The sequence below is a fragment of the Microcoleus sp. T3_D1 genome, from assembly GCF_036700405.1.
Classification (GTDB): Bacteria; Cyanobacteriota; Cyanobacteriia; order Cyanobacteriales; family Microcoleaceae; genus Microcoleus.
In genome coordinates, this window is the sequence record NZ_JAUBOV010000058.1 from 1 (window position 1) to 20947 (window position 20947).

The following is a 20947-nucleotide window of genomic DNA, read 5'->3' on the forward strand; positions in this document are numbered from 1 at the left end:
GCTCGCACTGTAAATGCAAAACTGAGATGCTCCCCATCCCACAAACTTGTGGAAGTTATTTAATTCTCATTCCTAAGCGCGATAGGGATATTAAGACTGAAATGTCTTAAGAATCCCCGTGCCTTAAGGCGGGGGAGTGTCAATATTAACTAAAAAAACCCGGTTTCTTCAAGAAACCGGGTTTTTTTACACCGGGGAAGTTTCCCGGCTAGCCAGAGGGTGGCGAAATTTAGAGAGGTTCTTCTCTTCTGGTGGTCACGTCGCCCAGTTTTTGGAACAAGCCCCACTCGACTTGTTCTTCCATGTCAGCCTCAACACCAGCAAACACGTCGCGGAAAATAGTCCGAGAACCGTGCCAGATATGGCCGAAGAAGAACAGCAAAGCAAAGCAAACGTGTCCGAAAGTGAACCAACCGCGAGTCGAAGTGCGGAACACCCCGTCAGAATTCAAGGTTTCGCGATCGAATTCAAATACTTCACCTTTTTGAGCAGCGCGAGCAAACTGCTTAACATCTAGAGGATTATTAAAGGTTTGACCGTTAAGTTCGCCGCCGTAGAAGCTGACGGTAACTCCGCTTTGTTCAAAGCTGTATTTTGATTCAGCACGGCGGAAGGGGATGTCAGCACGAACGACCCCATCTTTGTCCGTCAAAATTACTGGGAAAGTTTCAAAGAAGTTGGGGAGGCGGCGAACCGACAAAACCCGACCTTCGCTGTCAGTAAATACTGGATGGCCCAGCCAAGATTTAGCAATACCGTCGCCATTGACCATCGCGCCGGCGCGGAACAAACCGCCTTTAGCAGGAGAGTTGCCCACGTAGTCGTAGAAAGCCAATTTTTCGGGAATTTGTTCGTAAGCGGATTGGAAGCTTTGGCCACCGGCCAAGCTAGCTTGAGCTCGGCGATCGATTTCTTGTTGGAAATAGCCGCTGTCCCACTGATAGCGAGTCGGGCCAAAAAGTTCGATCGGAGTTGCAGCAGAACCGTACCACATCGTACCCGCAACCACAAAGGCTGCAAAGAACACGGCAGCGATACTGCTAGAAAGTACAGTTTCGATATTCCCCATCCGCAGGGCTTTGTAAAGACGTTCCGGCGGCCGCACTGTCAAGTGAAACAAACCGGCAATTACGCCGACTACGCCCGCTGCAATGTGGTGAGCCACGATGCCGCCCGGATTGAACGGATCGAAGCCTTCAGGGCCCCAAGAAGGCGCCACTGGCTGGACGTGACCGGTCAGGCCGTAGGGGTCGGACACCCACATTCCCGGGCCAAAAAGTCCCGAAAGGTGAAATGCGCCGAAGCCGAAGCAAAGCAAGCCGGAGAGGAACAGGTGAATGCCAAACATTTTTGGCAAGTCGAGGGCTGGTTCACCGGTGCGAGGGTCTCTGAAAAGTTCTAAGTCCCAAAATACCCAGTGCCAAACTGCTGCTAAGAACAGCAGGCCAGAGAGGACGATGTGAGCGACGGCGACGCCTTCAAAGGACCAGAAGCCCGGATCGACGTTACCTTCGCCAGTGATGCTCCAACCGCCCCAAGAACCCGTAACTCCCAAGCGAGTCATGAAGGGCAACACGAACATCCCTTGACGCCACATTGGGTTCAGAACTGGGTCTGTGGGGTCAAAAACTGCTAGTTCATAAAGGGCCATTGAGCCGGCCCAACCTGCCACGAGGGCAGTGTGCATTAAGTGTACAGAAATCAATCGGCCTGGGTCATTTAAGACGACTGTGTGTACGCGATACCAGGGTAGTCCCATTGACTGCGGTTCTCCAAGGTGTAAGTGATGATGTCTATTTTTACGGAAAAATCAGATTCTGAATCCCCAGCAGTTACCTGCAGGGTTTAAACTCTGCCTTTTGCCGACTGCCATCTACCTTCAAAGGTGGAGGCATAAAAATGAAAGTTATTTAAAGAAGTGTATCGAGTGTTAGAACCGATTGCAATATGTTGAGCATTACATTAGTTGCGGGTTGCCCATTTCGCAGCGGGCGGCGATCGTCCCGAGGCGTTCGAGGACTTGCTCGGCATCGATCAGTCTGGTGAGGGTAACGTTGCCGATATTTTTGGCGGGATCGGCCGGATCGGGACGAACTGCTGGTTCGACTTCTACCATGAGTACGGCGTCTTCTACGCGGTAGAGCCACATTTTTTCGTTGCGATCGGAAAGACAGAGGTTGAGCTGTTGGATGTCCGGCGGCCGCCTCCAGGCAGCGTGACTCCACTCGCCGCCGACGCCCCAGACGCGCCCAACTTTCCAGCCGTCGGATAAGAAGAAGTATTTCACTTGTGTACGCTTGTTGAGATTTTTTTGTCTAACATAACGCAAAACAGGAAAAGTACGGAATTGTTGAACTGCGAAGGCGCGAAGGGTGCATATTAAATATGGTTATTCGATCGACTATTGTCTATAATATGCTATGTAAGGCATAATCGATCCAAATGACATGGAACATTCAGTTTCACTTTGATTTTTACTCTGAGTTTAGCGAATTCCCCACTGATGTCAGATTAGAGCTTTTAGCAAAACTCACACTGTTACAAGAATTTGGCCCAAACCTCAAGCGTCCTCACGTCGATACTCTCAATGGTTCTACCTACACCAATATGAAAGAACTTAGGTTTCAGGCGGCTGATGGAGTTTGGCGAGTCGCTTTTGCATTTGACCCCCGCAGAGAAGCGATTTTGTTGGTAGCTGGGGACAAATCGGGTAGTAGTGAGAAGCGATTTTACAAGCAAATAATTAAGATAGCAGATAGTAGATTTGCCGACCATTTGAATAAGTTAATGGAGCAAGAAACAGATGACAATTAGCCTGAAGACTATTATGGAAAATTTGCCTCCCGAACAACGAACAATAGTCGAAAAGCGATCGGTTGAATTAATGGCTGAAGAAATGACCTTGCAAGACTTACGAAAAGCAAGGAAATTTACTCAGATTCGCATGGCAGAATTATTAAATATGCGTCAAGAAAATGTCTCGCGACTAGAACGCCGTGCGGATTTGTTGGTATCTACTTTGCAAAGTTATATCGCGGCAATGGGTGGGGAGTTGTCATTTGTCGTAGAATTCAAAGATCGACCCCCCGTAAAAATTACTGGATTAACATCGATGTTTGAAGAAAGCAGCTACACTAATGGAGAGGAAGAGTTTTAATTGAGGAAACTAAAACCTAATTTTGCCAGATGTCTATTCTTCAATCTAAAATCTAAAATCTAAAATCTAAAATCGAATGACCGCACAAACACCCGTAGAATTCCAAGACAGTTTCGACATCATCGTAGTAGGTGGCGGACACTCCGGCTGCGAAGCCGCCCTCGCCACTTCTCGCCTCGGATGTCGCACCCTTCTCCTCACCCTCAACCTCGACAAAATTGCGTGGCAACCTTGCAATCCGGCTGTGGGCGGCCCGGCTAAAACCCAACTTACTAACGAAGTGGATGCGTTAGGCGGGGAAATTGGCAAAATGGCCGATCGCACCTACCTACAAAAACGCATCCTCAACTCTTCGAGAGGCCCTGCAGTTTGGGCGCTGAGAGCACAAACTGACAAGCGGGAATACGCCGCTGTCATGAATAATATTGTTGAAAACCAACCCAATTTGACCATCCGGGAAGCGATGGTGACAGACTTAGTTTTGGGCAAAAATGAAGAAGTAATCGGAGTCGAAACATACTTCGGCGTCGCTTTTGAATGCAAAGCAGTAATTCTGACCACAGGCACTTTTTTAGGTGGCACAATTTGGGTGGGCAATAAGTCGATGCCCGCCGGACGTGCGGGAGAATTTGCCGCCGTTGGTTTGACGGAAACTCTCAATCGTTTGGGCTTTGAAACGGGCAGGTTAAAAACAGGAACTCCGGCAAGAGTTGACAAACGTACTCTCGATTACACCAACATGGAACCGCAGCCGGGAGATGCAGAGGTTCGCTGGTTTAGTTTCGATCCAGAAGTTTGGATCGAACGGGAACAAATGCCTTGTTATTTGACTCGAACTACGCCCGCTACTCACCAGTTAATTAGAGACAATTTGCACCTTTCTCCAGTCTACGGCGGCTGGGTTGATGCGAAGGGGCCGCGCTACTGTCCGAGTATTGAAGATAAGATTGTGCGGTTTGCGGATAAGGAAAGTCACCAGATTTTTATTGAACCGGAAGGTAGAGATATTCCTGAACTTTATATCCAAGGTTTTTCTACTGGTTTACCGGAAAATTTGCAGTTGCAAATGTTGCGGACTCTTCCGGGTTTGGAAAAGTGCGAGATGATGCGCCCTGCTTATGCTGTGGAGTACGATTATTTGCCGGCAACTCAGTGCTTTCCAACCCTGATGACTAAGAAGATCGAAGGGCTGTTTTGCGCGGGTCAGGTGAACGGTACAACTGGATATGAGGAGGCGGCTGCACAGGGGATTGTGGCGGGTATTAATGCGGCCAGGTTTGCGAAAAATCAGGAGATGATTGTGTTTCCTCGCGAGCAAAGTTATATCGGGACTTTGATAGATGATTTGTGTACGAAGGATTTGCGGGAACCTTACCGGATGTTGACTTCGCGATCGGAATATCGGCTATTATTGCGATCGGACAATGCGGATCAACGCTTGACTCCGCTGGGACGGGAAATTGGTTTGATTGACGATCGCCGCTGGGAGTTGTTCGATCGCAAACAAGCTAATATTGTGGCAGAGAAGGAACGCTTGTACTCGACGCGGGTGAAAGAACACGAGGAGATTGGCAAGGCAATTTTGGCTGATACTCAACAAGCGATTAAAGGTTCAATTACTCTGGCTGATTTGTTGCGTCGTCCTGGTTTTCATTATGTGGATTTGGAACGCTACAATTTAGGCAATCCTAGTCTGAAGTTGGCTGAGAAAGATGGTGCAGAAATTGACATCAAATATTCCGGCTACCTGCAAAGACAGCAAAATCAAATCGATGACATTGCCAAACACGAACGCCGACAATTGCCTGCAGATTTGGATTACATGGCAATTACAACTCTCTCCAAAGAATCGCGGGAAAAGTTGGCTAAGGTGAAACCGCTGACGATTGGCCAAGCGGCGAGAATTGGTGGGGTAAATCCGGCTGATGTTAATGCTTTGTTGATTTTTCTGGAAGTGCGAAACCGTCAGCAGCCAGCGGCTGTAAGTAAATAAGCTAAACTATAGCCTTTCGAGCTCTCATATGAGGTACTCATGGGCATAGGGCATAGGGCATAGCGCATAGCGCATAGCGCATACCTCACTTTTTTGAGAAGCGCTATAGAGGTGTCTCAAAGCTGCCTTCAATTTTATGGAATAGCAGGATGAAAAAGTGTGACTATTGTGAAACCACTATTTTGTTATGCGGCTTTCCTATTGATGGATATAGATTCTGGGCCTTGCTGATTCACGGTATAAATCAACTTTTATCGGAAGTTACAAAACTCACCATACTGGGCTTATAAAAATTCCGAAATCTTGAATTTATACCTGTATTCAGCAACACCAAAAATAAGGAAAACTGGCAGAATGTCAACTCTAACTGATGAAACTCTGCCAGTATATGGTAGATATTGATCTATCCTCGAACCCAGTCTGAATTTCGCAAATATTCCGCAGAATAATCAGCGTTCATCGGTGATTCAAACATCCCCGAAAGCCCCACCAGTGTTGCCACCCTCAAAGCATTAAAAGAACAGCGAGATGCCTTGCTGTACGCTTATATACGCGCTCACTGGTGGTACTGGGGAATAGGCGGAATGTGGTATTGGGCGATCGCACAATCGGCTAAATAGTCATTCCCCAAGGAAGATAACAAAAGTGGGAGAGTCGGAGAGAGGGAGAATTAGGAAAATCTTCCTTTATTCTCCTGACTCCTGACTACTGACTACTGACTACTGACTAATGTGCCCAGAGAATCACGCCAGCTTCATAAGGACTGCTGAGATTATCGTGCTTCGGCAAAACGCGCAAGGACAAACCTTGCAAACCGCTAGAAGTATAAGTAATGTCAGCCGTATAAAGGCTAGCATTGTGAGAATCTTCTCCCAAATACTCCATCACCACCGGCACGCCACCAATGATATCGCCGTTAGCATCAACCGAACCTTGATAAAGTTCGACTTGCACGTCTGCAGGAGTCAATCCCTTCAGATTAATCCGAGATTTAACAGAGATAGACTGATTGACCTTGACTTCCTTATCCTGGGAAATATCAACAGCCTCAATCTTAATATCGTGCCACTTCGCGAGAACGTGCTTCTTCCAGTGAGACAACTCCTTGGCGGGAGCACAATTATCCGAAGTCATGGTGTGGTAGCGATCGCTCACCGGGAAATAAGCCCGCCGCGCGTAATCTTTCACCATCCGAGCAGTATTGAACAAAGGACAATTCAAGCGAATAGAATCCTTCATTTTCGCCGTCCAACCGCGCGGAATGCCATCAGCATCCCGGTTGTAAAACAGCGGTACAACTTCCTTTTCCATCAAGTCGTACAAAGCATTCGCCTCGACCTCATCCTGATACTTAGTATCTTCGTAAAACTCGCCATGTCCGATCGGCCAACCGGTGCGAACATAATCAGCTTCATCCCACCATCCGTCAAGAATGCTCAGATTCGGCAAACCATTCATCGAAGCTTTCATCCCCGAAGTCCCGGAAGCCTCACGGGGGCGGCGCGGCGTATTCAGCCACACATCGCAGCCCGACACCATCATCCGAGCGACGTTAATGTCGTAGTTCGGCAAAAAGACCATCGAGCTCATCGTGTCGTGCTCGCGGATGAAGTGAACGATATCCCGAATCAATTCCTTACCCGGAATATCCATCGGGTGAGCCTTCCCAGCAATCACAAACTGCACCGGGCGGTTTTTGTCCCGCATGATCCGCATAATTCGATCGACATCGCGCAAAAACAGTGTAGCCCGCTTGTAAGTAGCAAAGCGGCGGGCAAACCCGATCGTCAGCACCTTCGGATCGAGAGCCTCCCGCGCGTGTTCGATTTCCGTTTGGGCCGCACCGCGCTCGCGCAAAGTCTTTTGCAGCCACTCGCGTGCGAACACCACCAACTCCGATCGACAGCGTTCGTGATTGCGCCACAATTCCTCGTCAGGAATCGATGACATCCGATCCCAGAGTCGATCGTCCTTGCGAGTCATTTCCCAATCCGGGCCGAGGTATCGATCGTACAACTCCTGAGTAGACTTCGCCACACAACTGCGAGCGTGCACCCCGTTGGTAATTGAAGTAATTGGTACTTCTTCCTGCGGCAAACCCGGCCACAAACCCTGAAACATCGGGCGCGACACCACGCCGTGCAAAGCCGCCACCCCGTTGACAAAACTCGACATTTTAATTGCCAAAATTGCCATATTCAGAGGTGCGGACAAATCGCCAGTATTCTCCCGGCCCAATCCCAAAAACTGATCTTGCGACAAGCCAAACATCTTGGGATACTGACCTAGATAGTGCATCACCATATCCGGCTCGAACAAGTCAAACCCAGCAGGCACCGGCGTGTGAGTCGTAAACATACTGCTCGAAACCACCACCTGTTCCGCTTCCACGAAACTCAGGTGATATTCCTCCATCAGCATCCGAATGCGTTCCAAAGCCATGAAAGCCGCGTGGCCTTCATTCATGTGATAAGCCGTAACTGTCAGCCCCAATGCCTTGAGCATTTTCACGCCGCCGATGCCCAGCATGATTTCTTGGTGCATCCGCAGAGTTTTATCACCGCCATACAGTTGGTCGGTAATATCTTGGTCGTAGCGGCTGTTAGGTTCAATATTTGTATCCATTAGGTACAAAGGAACCGTTCCCACTTGTACTCGCCAAATCCGGGCATACACCTTGCGGCCGGGATAGTCCACCTCAATCCGCAATTCCGAACCGTCGGGATTGCGTTCTGGGTGCAGCGGCATATTGTAGAAATCGTTGAGCGGATAGCGTTCTTGCTGCCAGCCGTCGGCGTTGAGATACTGCGAAAAATAGCCTTCTTGGTAGAGCAGGCCGACACCGACTAAGGGCAAGCCCAAATCACTAGCTGATTTGAGGTGGTCGCCTGCGAGCACGCCCAAACCGCCTGAATAGATGGGTAGGGCTTTAACTAAGCCGAATTCCATCGAAAAGTAAGCGTAGCATTCTTGCTGCTCGGTGCCGCGCTGTTTGCGGTACCAGGCGCGGTTTTTGAGATAATCGTCTAACTGCTGGGCTGCTCGGTTCATTTGGGCAATGAAGCCTTCGTCTTCTGCCATTTCTTGCAGTCGCTCTTGAGATATGGTTCCGAGCATCAGCACCGGGTTTTGATTGCTGGAGTCCCACAGGTCTCGATCGAGGCGGCGGAAGAGGTCTTTGGTATCGACGTTCCAGTCCCAGTGCAAGTTGTAGGCAAGCTTGCGTAGGGGTTCGAGAATTGTCGGTAGCGACGGGGAAACGTTAAATGTGCGAATTGGCTGCATAGACAAAGCCTTTATGTTGGGGTAGCGATATTTTCCTCTGTCTTTAGGTACAAGTCCGTTATTCTGCACACTATTTTAAGTTTTAAGCTGCGGGGGCGATCGGCTCTTACCTTAACTGCGGTGGGCCGAGCAAATGCCGATCGCCCGCAAAACAGCTTTTCGCACTTCTGGATGAGATTTCTCAATACCGTTAGACCGAAAAATCCAGTGTCCGCCGCCCGCGTGTTCCAGCAAAATTCTCTTTCCATCGGGCAAAACTATTTGCCACAAGTTTAAAACGGAGGTTTTAACTAGCTTGCACTCAATTTCGCGCAAGTTGGTTTCCATGAGCTTGAGTTGATGCAGTACCTGATTTTGTGCCGCTGATTTCATGGGATTTTGACTCCTGATTTAACGCTTTTGAGAGAAAGGGGTTTGGTTTGCAGCCCAAACCCCAGCAGGTTAAGGGGTATGCACGTGTTTGTGAAAACACTTGCACGCCGATCGCACTGCACGTGCAATCGGTAATTAAATTATTGCACGTGCAAACCTCGAAGTCAATAGTCGCACGTGCAATAATTGTGGAGAAGTCCCGTTATGTCTCAAGCCTATGGAAAATCCGAAAAAGAAAACGATCAACGCTACTCTACGTCTAGAGGAAGAAGATTGGGAAGCACTGGAGGAGAAAGCGAAAGCATTGGGGATGTCTTCGCGGACGCAACTTCTCAGGGAAATAGCACGAGGTTTTATAGAAACAAAGCAAGTTCTGTCTACTCAGGACAAAGAAGTATTGGGAAAATTTTAAGCCAGTTGAAAGAATTGCAGCGCTCTCACCTGGCCTATCTAGAATCTCACGAAGAAATACTTAAAGTTAGATTGCAAGCGGCTCAAGAACATCACAATCAAGTTCTTGAACAAATGAAGCTGCTAGAACAAGAAATTATTGTCCTTATGAAAAAGGAGTAGTAGAAACCAGCGATTGTTGAAATCGCTGGCTTTTGCAAGGCGATCGGCCTCTAAGTACAGTCCTCGACCCGCAAACTCTATTTGTAGGGTGCTGAGGTTGCACCTTACACTATTGTCAGCAATAGATAAATCTTGAACCGCGCCTCACCCACACTACAAATGACTGATGACTAATAACTAATGACTAATGACTAATAACTAATGACTAATGACTAATTAAGCAATTTTCACTGGTTGCAACTGAGAATTTACCAATAGCTTCTTAGCATCATTGGCTGATAGTGCAGGGCTGAAATAATAACCCTGAATTTCTTGACAGTGGAGTTCGCGCAAACACTCCAACTGCTCTTTAGTTTCTACTCCTTCGGCTACCACGCTCAAGTTCAAATCTCGCCCCAGGGTCGCTACAGCCTTGGCGATCGCCCGTTCGCACGGATCAGTCGTCAGTCCGCTGACAAAGGATTTATCTATTTTTAATATATTCAAGGGAAACTTTTTGAGATAATTTAGAGAACAATAACCCGTGCCGAAATCGTCCAGCGCAATTTGCACTCCCATATTCTGCAACTCCCTGAGAACTTTTGTGGTATAATCCATATCTTGCATGGCTGTAGTCTCGGTAATTTCTAACTCTAAATACTTGGGTGCTAAACCGCTTTTTTCCAAGCATTTCGCTACCATTTCTAATAAATTAAATTGCTGGAACTGCCTAGCCGAAACGTTGACTGCTACCCGCAAATCTGGCTGCAAAGTATCCTGCCAAGCTTTATTTTGAGTGCAGGCTGTTTGCAGCACCCATTCCCCAATAGGTACAATGAGTCCGTTCTCTTCGGCGATCGGAATAAATGTCGCGGGAGTAACTAAACCTAATTCTGGATGTTGCCAGCGCAGCAGGGCTTCCATGCCCTGAATTTCCCAAGTAGTAATGTTGACTTTTGGCTGGTAGAAAACCTCAAATTCTCCCTGTTCTAAAGCCTCGTGCAGTCTGTGTTCTATAGTTAGTAAATGGCTGCCGTGGGGATTAAGTGTTGAAGTATATAACTGATAGTTATTTCTTCCCATTTCTTTAGCGTAATACAAGGCGGCATCGGCATTTTTGACTAAAGTTTCGGCATCTTCACCATCATCGGGATAAAGGGCAATGCCGATGCTGCTGCTAACATGAAACGGTTGTCCTTCTAGTTTAAATGCTGGCTTTAAATTGTTGAGTATTCTTTGAGCTGTTTTAACTGCATCTTCTAAGCAATTGATGTCGGGAAGCAGTATGGTAAATTCGTCGCCTCCCCAGCGGGCAACCGTGTCAGTCGATCGCAAAGTGTCGCTGATGCGTCCGGCAAAACCTTCTAACAGGCGATCGCCCGCAGCGTGACCTAGTGTATCATTAATCTTTTTGAACCTGTCCAAGTCTAAAAACATCACAGCTAGCATTTGTTGGTTTTTTTTAGCTTGTTTTAAGGACGCCAGCAGCCTCTCGTTAAAAAGTATCCGGTTCGGTAAACCGGTGAGTTGGTCATAAACAGCTTGATAGCGAATAATTTCTTCAGCTTGCTTGCGCTGAGTGATATCCATGATCGTGCCGATCGCCCTTACTGCTTTGCCAGTTTCATTGCGGATGATATAGCCGCGATCGAGCACAAAAACATATCCCCCGTCTGCACGGTGAAAGCTGTATTCTTCCGACCAACATTGAGCGCCTGAGCTCATTGTTTCGTAGAAGCTTAACATCACTCTTTCCCGTTCTTCGGGATGAATATTTAGCCACCATGATTCTAACTCTATAGTCTGAGTTTCGTTGAGTTTGTATCCAAAAACTTTTTCAAATTCTTCGCTCAACCAATACTCATTTTTTAACAAATCAAAATCCCATACGGCGTCATTTGTCGCCCGCGTCAGCAGGTGAAAGCGTTCTTCGCTTTTGCGGAGTTTTTCTTCGGATTGCACCCGTTCCGTTACATCCCGAAAGCTGAATACTCGACCAGTAATTTTGCCTCCAGTGCGCTGGGGCAACGAGTAGCGCTCGAAGATTCTGCCATCTGTCAACTCGATGATATCGTAACTTTCTGCTGCGGGGCGAGCGCACAATTCTTTAGCACAGTTGAGAAATATTTCCGGGTATTTTAACTGGTTGATTCCAAACCCCAAAATTTGGTTGTTATCTCTCGAATCAACCAGCAAATCCGGCAACTGCCACATTTCGGAAAATTTACGGTTAAAGCTGACAATTTTTCCTGCACTGTCAACCGCCAGAATACCGTCAGCAGTAGATTCAATGGTTGCTTGAAGCAACGAAAGAGATGTTTCGAGTTCTAACTCTGCTAATTTGCGATCGCTGATGTCAAACGCTGTGATTAATATTGAGGCTTTTTTTTCAAATTTTATAATATCTACAGTTGCTTCAATCCAGCGCATTTTTCCAGTTTTCGTGAGTATTATTAATTCATATTTTGAGCCGGGAATGGAGCGCGCATGGCTGGATTTACCCCATTTTTTAACTATTTCTCGAAAATCTGGATGAATTAAATCGTATAAATCCAACGCTAGCAATTCTTCACGAGAATATCCTGTCAGAGCTTCTGTCTGAGCATTGACATAGCGCAACTGTCTGCGGTGATAGATAAATGCAGCAGCATTAACCGTTTCAATCAGTTGGCGAAACTTTTTTTCACTGCGCCGCAAATTTCTTTCAGCCCGCTTGCTATCAGTAATATCTTGTGCTATATATAACTTGCCGCTGACCTTGCCTTGACCGTCGCGAATAATTGAAATAGAAAGCAGTACAATTATTTTTTTTCCATGTTTGGAAAGGTAGACTTTTTCCACGTTGTGGACAGAACCTTCGGCTGTTAAACTTGCTAACTCTAACTCCTGTGCAGGTGATTCACTTTTCTTAAAAAGTCCGGCTATTGGTTGGCCTAACAACTCTTTTTTAGAGTATCCCAAAAGTTGACAGGTAGCTTGGTTTAACGACAGGATATGACCGCCCGGAGTTGTCGCAATTATCGAGACGTTCATTTCCTCGCAAATATCGAGGGCATATTCGGCAGTTTGCTGCAAATCTTGGGTCATTTGGGCAATAGTATGCCAGATATCCTGTTCTTTTTTTGGATACAACACTTTTTCTCCTTTTGGTAGCTTGTCATTCTCTGTTTCAGACTTCGGCTGGATTAACATCATCGTCTTGGATAAGCTATTTACTGTCTTCGCCCTGCTCAATAATGAGATTACTAAACAAAGAAAAACCAGAAAATAACCGATTACTGTCAACTTAATCGTAGGTTTTTTTCTCGAAGTTTCCTGAGATTGTATATAATTGTATGTCGGTAAATTTACTGGTTTTATTTGGGATAATTTATCCAAAAATAATGCTGCGCTTGCAGAAGTAAGGGGGCGAGATGTCGATCGCAAATAGCTATGTTTCTGATAGCCAATCAAAATCCCTTCAACAGGGCGATTGCCGTGCCCATCTCCTAGGCTGGTCGGTAATATTTTTGGATTAATGCCACATTCCACACCAAAAATAGCAACCGCGAAATATCCCAACATTAATTGAAAAATTATTTTCATTTGCTCTATTTCCTACTCCCCAATATTTTTTGGAGGAACCATAAATCTAAAAAACTTTAGCAGAACTTTCTCTGCCATAGGAAAACCCAGCCACCATTAATTTATGTGGATTTGTAAATTAAATTTTACCAAGCTAATAATTGAGCTTTATAACTAATTATAATTTTAATCTTAATTTAAAATGTGTCATCAGCCATTGTGCCACAAATTATCCCCCATTCTGCCTAGACACCGGGTGGGAGCGCGCTAAAATTAGATAATTCCCGCAAGGAGGCGATCGGGATTTGTTAGAAAAATAAACAATTAGCTTAAAATCGATGCAGAGGTCCACTAATTGAACCCATGAGTCAGACCATCCCAGAACTCCAAAAAGAAGTCCGCGCGCTAGAAGCAGAAGTTGCCGCCCTGCAAGAGTCGCGGGAAAAACTTGGCGTACAGCGCTCTGAGTGCCGAGTGGCAGTCAGTTTTCCCAAAAATAATACTCCTGAAGCTATTGCCGAGTTCCATCAGCAAACTGCTGCTTTTGGGGAGCAGTGGTTGCAGCAAATCCAGGAGATTGACCGAGAGACTAAAATTACTGAAAAGCAACTGCAACAAAAACAGGCTTTACTGTCCTACAAACAAGCTGAAATAGATAAATTGGCGGCAGGACAGCACTGGCAAGAACTAGAAAACAAAGTTCAAACCGGGGAAAAGCGCTTGCAAACACAAGCTCGCAGAATCAATCAAGCAGCAGCGCAGCTAGAGGCAGAAATTCAAGCTTTAAAAGCACTGTACGACCAACTCAATCCCACTTATTCCGAGTGGTTTCAACAACCAACTGAAATAGTAAAATTTTCCGCCACAACTATTCCTTACGCTGTTCCCAGCAGCAGCGGGTTGATATTGGAGAATAAGGAGATTGAGTGGGAAAAGAAGTAGTTTTGCTTGGTAAATTTTCAAGGTAAATTAGTGATTTGAATGTCGCCGTCGAACGCTCAAATAAGCAAGACAGATTCGACGGCAACATCCCAAGGCTTTTACCTGCTTTTTTAGAGATAAAATACAAAACTGCCTCTGGCGCCGTGAATTTTCAGATTTTTGAGTTTCATTTTTTGAAACTGGTTGATTTTTAACTCTGGTGTCAATCTAAAATCTAAAAGATAACAGTTCTGAACGCATCAACCGGGTTTTACGAAAAGACTTTGTGGCAGCCCTCGCTTCCGCTAAAAAACCCGGTTGATGGGAGCGAGGAGTGCGTAAGCTCTGTCTAAAATCTCCAATACACTTACTAATGAAACAATTGATTTGGATAGCGCTATTTATTCTGGTTGCGGTGACGGCTGTCGGGTGGGGTTCTGACTCGTGGCAGCGGTTGTCGGCTGTACCCGAAGTTGGGATCGATCGCAATATCCACACTTCCCAAAACCCGTCTCCCTTACCGCTTCCTGCTGAAAAAAATGCTTTTTATCTGCCCCAAATTGACCCATCTCGGTTGTGGAAACACGTCGAGACTTTAGCAGGAGAACGCGATGGAGAACGAGATCGCTCTTTTACTAGAGACTATATTTCCCAACAACTGCAAACATTAGGATTTTCCGCAGAGTTGCAGCCGTTCGATCGCGGAATTAATGTCTTCGCGGAGAGAAAAGGTACTGACTCAAACGCCGGTGCAATTTTAGTCGCAGCACACTACGATACTGTACCAAACTCCCCAGGCGCTGACGACAATGCGACGGGAGTTGCAGTAGTTTTAGAAGTAGCAAGATTGCTGGGTTCTCGTGCCACACCTCGGACACTGCAAGTAGCATTTTTCGACAGGGAAGAAATCGGACTTTTAGGCAGTTTAGCATTCACCGGTAGCGAGGCGCGGTTAAAAAATTTGCAGGGAGCGATCGTCCTAGATATGCTAGGTTATGCGTGCCGCACCCCCGGATGCCAGCAATATCCCGAAGGATTGACAGCGCAACCTTTTCTAGAAGCATCGGGGGTAACTTCTCCCGACAAAGGGGAGTTTATCGCTGTGATTGGGGATGCGGAACATCCGCTGCTATTGAAAAGTTTTGCGGAGTCGCGAAAAGCCGATTTGCCGCCGGTGGTGGCGCTGCCGGTTCCCCTCAAAGGGTTGCTGACTCCCGATGTTTTACGCAGCGACCACGCGCCTTTTTGGTATAAAGGAATTGGTGCTGTGTTGGTGACGGATACTGCAAATTTGCGATCGCCCCACTATCACCAATCTAGCGATACATTAGCAACTATCGATCGACCTTTTTTCGCCGGTTCTGCTCAAATTGTTGTCAATGCCACGGCTAAATTATTGGAAATTCGGTAATTGAGCATGGGGAATTGGCAATTGGGGATGGGGCATCGGGCATGGGGCAGTGGGCATGATGACTGTTATTGATCCTGCCAACTGACTACTGCCAACTGCCAACTAATAACCAATAACCAATGACTAACAAAGAAAGCTTGCAACGGCATTTACTGCAACTAGACAATCGAGGCTACAAAGCATACAAAGACATTCAAGGTAAATACGACTTTTCTGAATTCACATTAATTATTGATTACGTGCAGGGAGATCCCTTTGCTTCTCCCAGTAAATTTAGAGTTATAGTTCCGCCAAACATTGCTCAAATTCCCCGCGAACTTTTCAATTATCGCAGTCGAGAAATAGCCTTGCGAGATTACCTAACTCGCCAGTTTGACCAAGCAGCCTACAGCATCAGCAGCAAACGCGGCACAGGAAAAAGCGGTTTGATTGCAGTGACTCGCTTCGGACAAGAAGTTTTAGAGCGAAGTTCCGCATTTATAATTTCCTCACATACATCCGATATTGAAGATTTAGGAGGAGTTGAACTGCGATTTGCCGTCGGACTTCCAGCGGGCGGACGCAGTATCTTAGGGCGACAAGCTGCTGAAATGCTGTGCGAAGATATTCCGCAAATTGTCAGCAATTCTCTGAAGTATGCTAACTTAAATGCTGCGGAATGTCGCCGTCACGTTGAAACTGTAGAAGATGCTGACTGGCTGCGGCAGCAGTTAGCTGAAAACGGATTAGTTGCGTTTGTTGCTGACGGTTCTATTTTGCCCCGCCGCAGCGGTGTTGACAACAGTCCTTTGTTAAATAATGCTGTGGCTTTTCAGTCGCCGCCGTCGTTAAAAGTTGAGTTTAATTGTCCGAATCGCGGTTTGATTTCCGGTATGGGTATTCCCGCTGGCATTACTTTGATTGTTGGGGGCGGCTATCACGGCAAATCAACTTTACTCAGGGCGATCGAGTTGGGAGTTTACAACCGAATTCCGGGAGATGGTAGGGAATTTGTGGTGACGAGTCCGGCGGCGGTGAAAATTAGGGCGGAAGATGGCAGAAGTGTTGCGGGAGTTGATATTTCGCCTTTTATTAACCACTTGCCGCAAGGTAGAGATACTGCACAATTTTATACTGAAAATGCGAGCGGTAGCACGTCGCAAGCTGCTAATATTATTGAGGTTTTGGAAGTGGGGAGAAGGAAGAAGGAAGGCACGACACGGATTTTGACACGGATACACGGATTAATTTATGAAGAGGATTTAGTGCCTGTTTTATTGGTGGATGAGGATACGGCGGCGACGAATTTTATGATTCGCGATCGCAGAATGCAGGAACTCATTGCTAAGGATAAGGAACCGATTACACCGTTTATTGATAAAGTGAGACAATTGTATGCAGATTATGGCGTATCGACTATTTTAGTCATGGGGGGAAGCGGTGATTATTTTGATGTGGCGGATACTGTGATTGCAATGGAAAATTTTCAAGCATATAATGTGACGGAAGAAGCTAAAGAGATTGCTAAAAATTACTCGATTAGCCGTGCTGCTGAAGGGGGAGAAAATTTTGGTAAGCTTACTCAAAGAGTGCCGATTCCTGCTAGTTTAGATCCGAGTCGCGGACGGCGAGATGTGCGGGTGAAGGTGCGGGATGTTGATGAATTGTCTTTTGGAACTGAGGAGATTGATTTGGGTTATGTTGAGCAACTTGTGGACAGCGGACAGTTAAGGGCGATCGCTGCGGCAATGGTTTATGCTAAGCAGCAATACATGGACGGGAAACGCACTTTGTCGGAAATCATAGATTTGGTGATGGCAGATATTGACGCGCAGGGCATGGATATTTTATCGCCTTTTCCTGAAGGGGATTTTGCCATGTTTCGGCGCTTTGAATTGGCGGCGGCAATTAATCGGCTTCGCAGTTTGTCGGTTGTTGCTAAGTAGACTTGCTTAATATAAGTCAAGACGCTTGGGCCCGTGGAAAATTGTAGCGAAAATGTTGGGTTTCGTTCCTCAACCCAACCTACGCACTAATGACTAATGACTAACGACTTCCACTTTTTGATATGCTGACAAAAGTGAGTGCAAAAACCGCGATTGAAGTATGACAGGCTATATAGGACAACTGACTGCTTTAAGCGATCGACCGTATTTAGTATTAAGCAATCAAGGCGAGGTTTTACAGTTAGAGTTAAAACAGCCACAGCACGTATTGGGGCGCGATCGCACTCGTGCTGATTTAGCCATTCCCGAACCCTGGCGCGCAGTTTCCGGCGTTCACGCTGTTTTGCGCCAAATAGGGGATAATTACTGGATTTACGACGGTGACGGCCAGCGGCCGAGCACTAATGGCTTATTTGTCGATCGCACTCGCATCACTCCCAATGACGGTTATTGCCTGAAAAACGGCACAGAAATTAAAATCGGTCTCGATCCTCAAAATCAAGTTTTGCTGACTTATTTTAATCCGCTGGCGAATCAGGTTGCTGTCCCTAGCAAGCAGTCAATTCTTCTTAAGAATCGGTCGGTTTTGTTGGGCCGCGATCCAAACGCTTCGCTGCAATTAGATGCGCCGCTTGTTTCTAGACGCCACGCGACAATTGACCAAGACAGTCGCGGCAATTATATTTTGCGAGACCACAGCGTTAACGGGGTTTTTGTTAACGGTCAGCGAGTGACAAATTCTGTACAGTTGTCCGAGGGAGATGCAATTCGGATCGGCCCGTTTACTCTAACTTACCGCAGCGGTGAGTTGCAGATGCAAGACTCCGGCCATCAAATTCGTTTGGATGCTGACTGTCTGGTGATTCCGAAGCGTTTGGATGGCATCACTTTGGCGATCGAACCGGGGGAGTTTGTGGCTTTAGTCGGCGGTAGCGGTGCGGGTAAATCTACTTTAATGCGGACGCTTTTAGGCATTGAAAAAACTACTAACGGCGCTGTGTTTCTCAATGGCGATAACCTGCGCCAAAACTTCAATATTTACCGCAATCAAATCGGTTACGTCCCTCAAGATGATATTGTGCACGCAGATTTGACAGTAGAAGAAGTCTTGAGTTATGCCGCTAAATTGCGCTTACCTCCCGATACAGATGTCAAGCAGGTAGTCGCAAAAACTTTAGAAGATATTGAAATGACTCACCGTCGCAAGGCTTTGGTAAAACAGCTTAGCGGCGGACAGCGAAAGCGGGTCAGCATCGGAGTTGAACTGTTAGCAGACCCGAAACTTTTCTTTTTAGACGAACCGACTTCAGGACTCGATCCGGGTTTGGATAAGAAGATGATGCAACTGCTGCGAAAGTTGGCAAATCAAGGCCGGACGGTGATTTTGGTGACTCACGCGACGGCAAATATCACGATGTGCGATCGGATTGTGTTTATGGGTCGCGGCGGTCGCCTCTGTTACTTCGGCCCGCCTAGGGAAGCGCTCGATTTTTTCGATGTCAAAACGGGCGATTTTGCAGACATTTACAACGAATTAGAAACAGGAGAAACCAACGTTCAAAGCTGGGCAGAAAAGTTTAATAAATCTCCCTACTATCAGCGCTATATTGTCAACCACTTCAGCAGAGGCAAGGCTAATGCAAAAACGCCTTCAGCACCTTCTGTACCAAAATCTCAATCTTTTGTAAAACAACTCGTTTTGCTTTTCCAGCGCTATTTTCAGCTCGTTTCCCGCGACTTAGTTAACTTGAGTTTAGCTCTTTTAACGGCTCCGATCGGCATTAGTTTGCTGCGGCTAGCGGTCAGAGATAAAGACCCATTAATTGGCGCACCGGAGGCAACTTTAGCACCTTTAGCGCTCAGAGTTTTATTTGTATTTACCTGCGCGGCGATTTGGGTAGGACTGGCAACTTCTCTGCAAGAAATTGTTAAAGAATCTGCTATTTATCTGCGCGAACGTTTGGTCAATTTAGGATTGTTTGCTTATTTAGGTTCAAAAATATTTATACTTTCTGGTTTGGCAGTATTGCAAACGCTGTTAATGGTAGGAGTTATTCTGATTGCTTTTAAATCCCCCGAACCGAGTTTGATTTCCTGGGCGATGGGGGCAACTATTACCACATTCCTAACTTTGATGAGCTGCATAAGCCTCGGATTAGTCGTTTCCGCAATTGTTAAAAATAGCTCTCAAGCTAATAGCGCTTTGCCTCTATTATTGCTGCCTCAGATTATTTTTTCGGGAGTTTTGTTTAAGATGGAAGGTGCGGCGAGCAAGTTTTCTTGGCTGATGTTAAGCCGCTGGTCTGTGGGTGCTTACGGCTCTTTAGTTAATGTGAATGGGATGGTTCCCGCACCTACTACATTGCCGGATGGGAGTACGCTTCCTCAGCCGTTTGAGCCTACTCCTGTTTACGATCCAACCTGGGAGAATTTGGGTTTAAACTGGGGTATTTTGTGCGTGCATATTTTGGTTTATTTGATGTTGACTCTGTGGTTGCAGAAGCGGAAAGATATTCTATGAATTATTGGCTGATGAAGTCGGAACCAGATGTTTACAGTATTGCGGACTTGAAGGGCGATCGCACTTCGATTTGGGATGGCGTTCGCAACTATCAAGCGCGCAATTTTATGCGAGAAATGAGTCGGGGAGATTTAGTATTTTTTTACCATTCTAATACTAAATTTCCGGGTATTGTCGGCTTAGTGCGTGTCGTAGAAACTGGACTTGCTGACCCGAGTCAGTTCGATATTAATAGCGAATATTATGATCCTAAGTCGCCGTTTGATGCTCCTCGTTGGCAAACTGTGAGAGTTGAGTTTGTTGAGGAATTTGCTAAGTTAATATCTTTGGATGAACTGAAACAAAAGTTGAGTGCTGATGAGATTTTGGTGGTGAGGAAAGGCAATCGGTTATCGGTGATGCCGGTATCTGAAAGTGCGGCACAGAAGATTTTGAAGATGAGATAAGTTGTGACCATTTAACTTGCATATTTGGGGCGGGCAAGATGCCCACCCCACAATGCTTAAAGACTTTACAAAAATCCTCGGTAAAGGTATTGAAATTTGGCTTTCTTTAGGCTATTTTATAATAAGTTGCGGTTGTACTTAGTCATATGATTCGCGAAAATTTGAGTCAGGCAAGCAATCAGAATTTGGGCGGGAAAGATGCCGACCCCACAGGTCAATATCAGCTTTTTGTGGGACAGGCTTCTAGTCGGCAACTTAAACTCAGAGAGGCTCAATTAAAAGTTACTTACAGAAATTTACCTCATTGGGAGTTAGAAGGATCGGTCTATTTCATCACTTTTAATACTTGGGAGAAGCTGGAATTAAATCCAGCGGCGAGGAAAGTTGTCCTCAATGCTTGCAAGTTTTTTGATAGGCAAAGGTATCAAATCTTTTGCTTAGTTGTAATGCCCGATCATGTGCATATGCTCATGCAGCCTTTAGCAAAGCCGGATCATAAATTCTGGTCGCTCAGCAGCATTCTACACAGTATGAAAAGCTACAGTTCTAAACAAATTCCCAAGGTGATGAAGCATATTGGTACTGTCTGGCAGGATGAGAGACATGACCACATTGTCAGAGATGAACGAGAATTTCAGGTTTTTTGGGAATATATTAGGCAAAATCCTGTCAAAGCTGGTCTTTCAGTGACTCCAGAGGAATATCCTTTTTTCTGGCAAATGTATGAAGTTTAGCTTTTTCTGAATTTCATGTGGGGTGGGCATCTTGCCCGCCCAAGCTTCAGTCACAGGCAAGATGCC

16 protein-coding genes are annotated in these 20947 nt (G+C 46.2%); 11 read left to right on the forward strand and 5 right to left on the reverse strand.

Annotation, left to right across the window (positions count from 1 at the left end):
• Positions 1-229: 229 nt before the first annotated feature.
• Both psbB and QT992_RS22965 read right to left on the reverse strand, forming a co-directional pair.
• The gene (gene psbB / locus QT992_RS22960) at positions 230-1759 is read right to left on the reverse strand and encodes a photosystem II chlorophyll-binding protein CP47 (RefSeq protein WP_333321239.1); all 1530 of its coding nucleotides are present in this window, start codon (positions 1757-1759) and stop codon (positions 230-232) included.
• A gap of 198 nt (positions 1760-1957) precedes the next feature.
• A complete protein-coding gene (locus QT992_RS22965; protein WP_333321241.1) occupies positions 1958-2287 on the reverse strand; it encodes a hypothetical protein in 330 nt (109 codons plus the stop codon).
• A gap of 155 nt (positions 2288-2442) precedes the next feature.
• Here QT992_RS22965 and QT992_RS22970 point away from each other — a divergent pair, with 155 nt between their 5' ends.
• The 3 genes from QT992_RS22970 to mnmG all read left to right on the forward strand — a co-directional run bounded on the left by QT992_RS22970 (position 2443) and on the right by mnmG (position 5150).
• Positions 2443-2814 (forward strand): type II toxin-antitoxin system RelE/ParE family toxin, encoded by a 372-nt coding sequence (locus tag QT992_RS22970; RefSeq protein ID WP_333207274.1) that lies wholly within the window; start codon positions 2443-2445, stop codon positions 2812-2814.
• The gene (locus QT992_RS22975; protein WP_333337772.1) at positions 2804-3157 is read left to right on the forward strand and encodes a transcriptional regulator; all 354 of its coding nucleotides are present in this window, start codon (positions 2804-2806) and stop codon (positions 3155-3157) included. Before QT992_RS22970 ends, QT992_RS22975 begins: the two co-directional genes overlap by 11 nt.
• 76 nt (positions 3158-3233) lie before the next feature.
• Positions 3234-5150 (forward strand): tRNA uridine-5-carboxymethylaminomethyl(34) synthesis enzyme MnmG, encoded by a 1917-nt coding sequence (gene mnmG, locus QT992_RS22980; protein ID WP_333337770.1) that lies wholly within the window; start codon positions 3234-3236, stop codon positions 5148-5150.
• A 726-nt stretch (positions 5151-5876) separates the two neighbouring features.
• On the opposite strand, the gene glgP is transcribed toward mnmG, so the two are convergent.
• On the reverse strand, positions 5877-8435 hold the full coding sequence (gene glgP, locus QT992_RS22985) for an alpha-glucan family phosphorylase (protein WP_333337781.1): 2559 nt from the start codon (positions 8433-8435) through the stop codon (positions 5877-5879).
• A gap of 111 nt (positions 8436-8546) precedes the next feature.
• Positions 8547-8807 carry a hypothetical protein gene (locus QT992_RS22990; RefSeq protein WP_333337767.1) on the reverse strand — a complete coding sequence of 87 codons (261 nt, stop codon included), beginning with the start codon at positions 8805-8807 and terminating at the stop codon, positions 8547-8549.
• A gap of 217 nt (positions 8808-9024) precedes the next feature.
• On the opposite strand from QT992_RS22990, the gene QT992_RS33715 reads away from it, so the two are divergent.
• Together QT992_RS33715 and QT992_RS33720 are read left to right on the forward strand one after the other, a co-directional pair.
• The gene (locus QT992_RS33715) at positions 9025-9219 is read left to right on the forward strand and encodes a plasmid mobilization protein (RefSeq protein ID WP_445305333.1); all 195 of its coding nucleotides are present in this window, start codon (positions 9025-9027) and stop codon (positions 9217-9219) included.
• Between the two features lie 14 nt (positions 9220-9233).
• Positions 9234-9380, forward strand: a complete 147-nt coding sequence (locus QT992_RS33720) for a hypothetical protein (RefSeq protein ID WP_445305332.1) — start codon at positions 9234-9236, stop codon at positions 9378-9380.
• 216 nt (positions 9381-9596) lie between these two features.
• On the opposite strand, the gene QT992_RS23000 is transcribed toward QT992_RS33720, so the two are convergent.
• Positions 9597-12944: an EAL domain-containing protein gene (locus tag QT992_RS23000; RefSeq protein ID WP_333337760.1), complete on the reverse strand. Its 3348-nt coding sequence runs from the start codon at positions 12942-12944 to the stop codon at positions 9597-9599.
• Between the two features lie 342 nt (positions 12945-13286).
• Here QT992_RS23000 and QT992_RS23005 point away from each other — a divergent pair, with 342 nt between their 5' ends.
• The 6 genes from QT992_RS23005 to QT992_RS23030 all read left to right on the forward strand — a co-directional run bounded on the left by QT992_RS23005 (position 13287) and on the right by QT992_RS23030 (position 20881).
• Complete coding sequence (locus QT992_RS23005) at positions 13287-13865, forward strand: hypothetical protein (protein WP_333321253.1); 579 nt, start codon at positions 13287-13289, stop codon at positions 13863-13865.
• Positions 13866-14217: 352 nt separating this feature from the next.
• Positions 14218-15255, forward strand: a complete 1038-nt coding sequence (locus QT992_RS23010) for a M20/M25/M40 family metallo-hydrolase (protein ID WP_333321255.1) — start codon at positions 14218-14220, stop codon at positions 15253-15255.
• A gap of 119 nt (positions 15256-15374) precedes the next feature.
• Positions 15375-17180: an ABC-ATPase domain-containing protein gene (locus tag QT992_RS23015; RefSeq protein WP_333337756.1), complete on the forward strand. Its 1806-nt coding sequence runs from the start codon at positions 15375-15377 to the stop codon at positions 17178-17180.
• Positions 17181-17340: 160 nt separating this feature from the next.
• Positions 17341-19701, forward strand: coding sequence for an FHA domain-containing protein (locus QT992_RS23020; protein ID WP_333337753.1), 2361 nt, complete (start codon positions 17341-17343; stop codon positions 19699-19701).
• Positions 19698-20147 (forward strand): EVE domain-containing protein, encoded by a 450-nt coding sequence (locus tag QT992_RS23025; RefSeq protein ID WP_333321261.1) that lies wholly within the window; start codon positions 19698-19700, stop codon positions 20145-20147. Before QT992_RS23020 ends, QT992_RS23025 begins: the two co-directional genes overlap by 4 nt.
• 146 nt (positions 20148-20293) lie before the next feature.
• Positions 20294-20881, forward strand: a complete 588-nt coding sequence (locus QT992_RS23030) for an REP-associated tyrosine transposase (RefSeq protein ID WP_333337750.1) — start codon at positions 20294-20296, stop codon at positions 20879-20881.
• Positions 20882-20947 lie beyond the last annotated feature (66 nt).

Excerpts from the sequence above, each read along its gene's own strand:
- QT992_RS23025 (WP_333321261.1), top strand. The coding sequence starts at position 19,698 with ATGAATTATTGGCTGATGAAGTCGGAACCAGATGTTTACAGTATTGCG.
- QT992_RS22990 (WP_333337767.1), bottom strand. The coding sequence starts at position 8,807 with ATGAAATCAGCGGCACAAAATCAGGTACTGCATCAACTCAAGCTCATG.
- QT992_RS23020 (WP_333337753.1), top strand. The coding sequence starts at position 17,341 with ATGACAGGCTATATAGGACAACTGACTGCTTTAAGCGATCGACCGTAT.
- QT992_RS23005 (WP_333321253.1), top strand. The coding sequence starts at position 13,287 with ATGAGTCAGACCATCCCAGAACTCCAAAAAGAAGTCCGCGCGCTAGAA.
- QT992_RS33715 (WP_445305333.1), top strand. The coding sequence starts at position 9,025 with ATGGAAAATCCGAAAAAGAAAACGATCAACGCTACTCTACGTCTAGAG.
- QT992_RS22970 (WP_333207274.1), top strand. The coding sequence starts at position 2,443 with ATGACATGGAACATTCAGTTTCACTTTGATTTTTACTCTGAGTTTAGC.
- QT992_RS23030 (WP_333337750.1), top strand. The coding sequence starts at position 20,294 with ATGATTCGCGAAAATTTGAGTCAGGCAAGCAATCAGAATTTGGGCGGG.
- glgP (WP_333337781.1), bottom strand. The coding sequence starts at position 8,435 with ATGCAGCCAATTCGCACATTTAACGTTTCCCCGTCGCTACCGACAATT.
- QT992_RS23000 (WP_333337760.1), bottom strand. The coding sequence starts at position 12,944 with ATGAAAATAATTTTTCAATTAATGTTGGGATATTTCGCGGTTGCTATT.
- QT992_RS23015 (WP_333337756.1), top strand. The coding sequence starts at position 15,375 with ATGACTAACAAAGAAAGCTTGCAACGGCATTTACTGCAACTAGACAAT.
- mnmG (WP_333337770.1), top strand. The coding sequence starts at position 3,234 with ATGACCGCACAAACACCCGTAGAATTCCAAGACAGTTTCGACATCATC.
- QT992_RS22975 (WP_333337772.1), top strand. The coding sequence starts at position 2,804 with ATGACAATTAGCCTGAAGACTATTATGGAAAATTTGCCTCCCGAACAA.
- psbB (WP_333321239.1), bottom strand. The coding sequence starts at position 1,759 with ATGGGACTACCCTGGTATCGCGTACACACAGTCGTCTTAAATGACCCA.
- QT992_RS23010 (WP_333321255.1), top strand. The coding sequence starts at position 14,218 with ATGAAACAATTGATTTGGATAGCGCTATTTATTCTGGTTGCGGTGACG.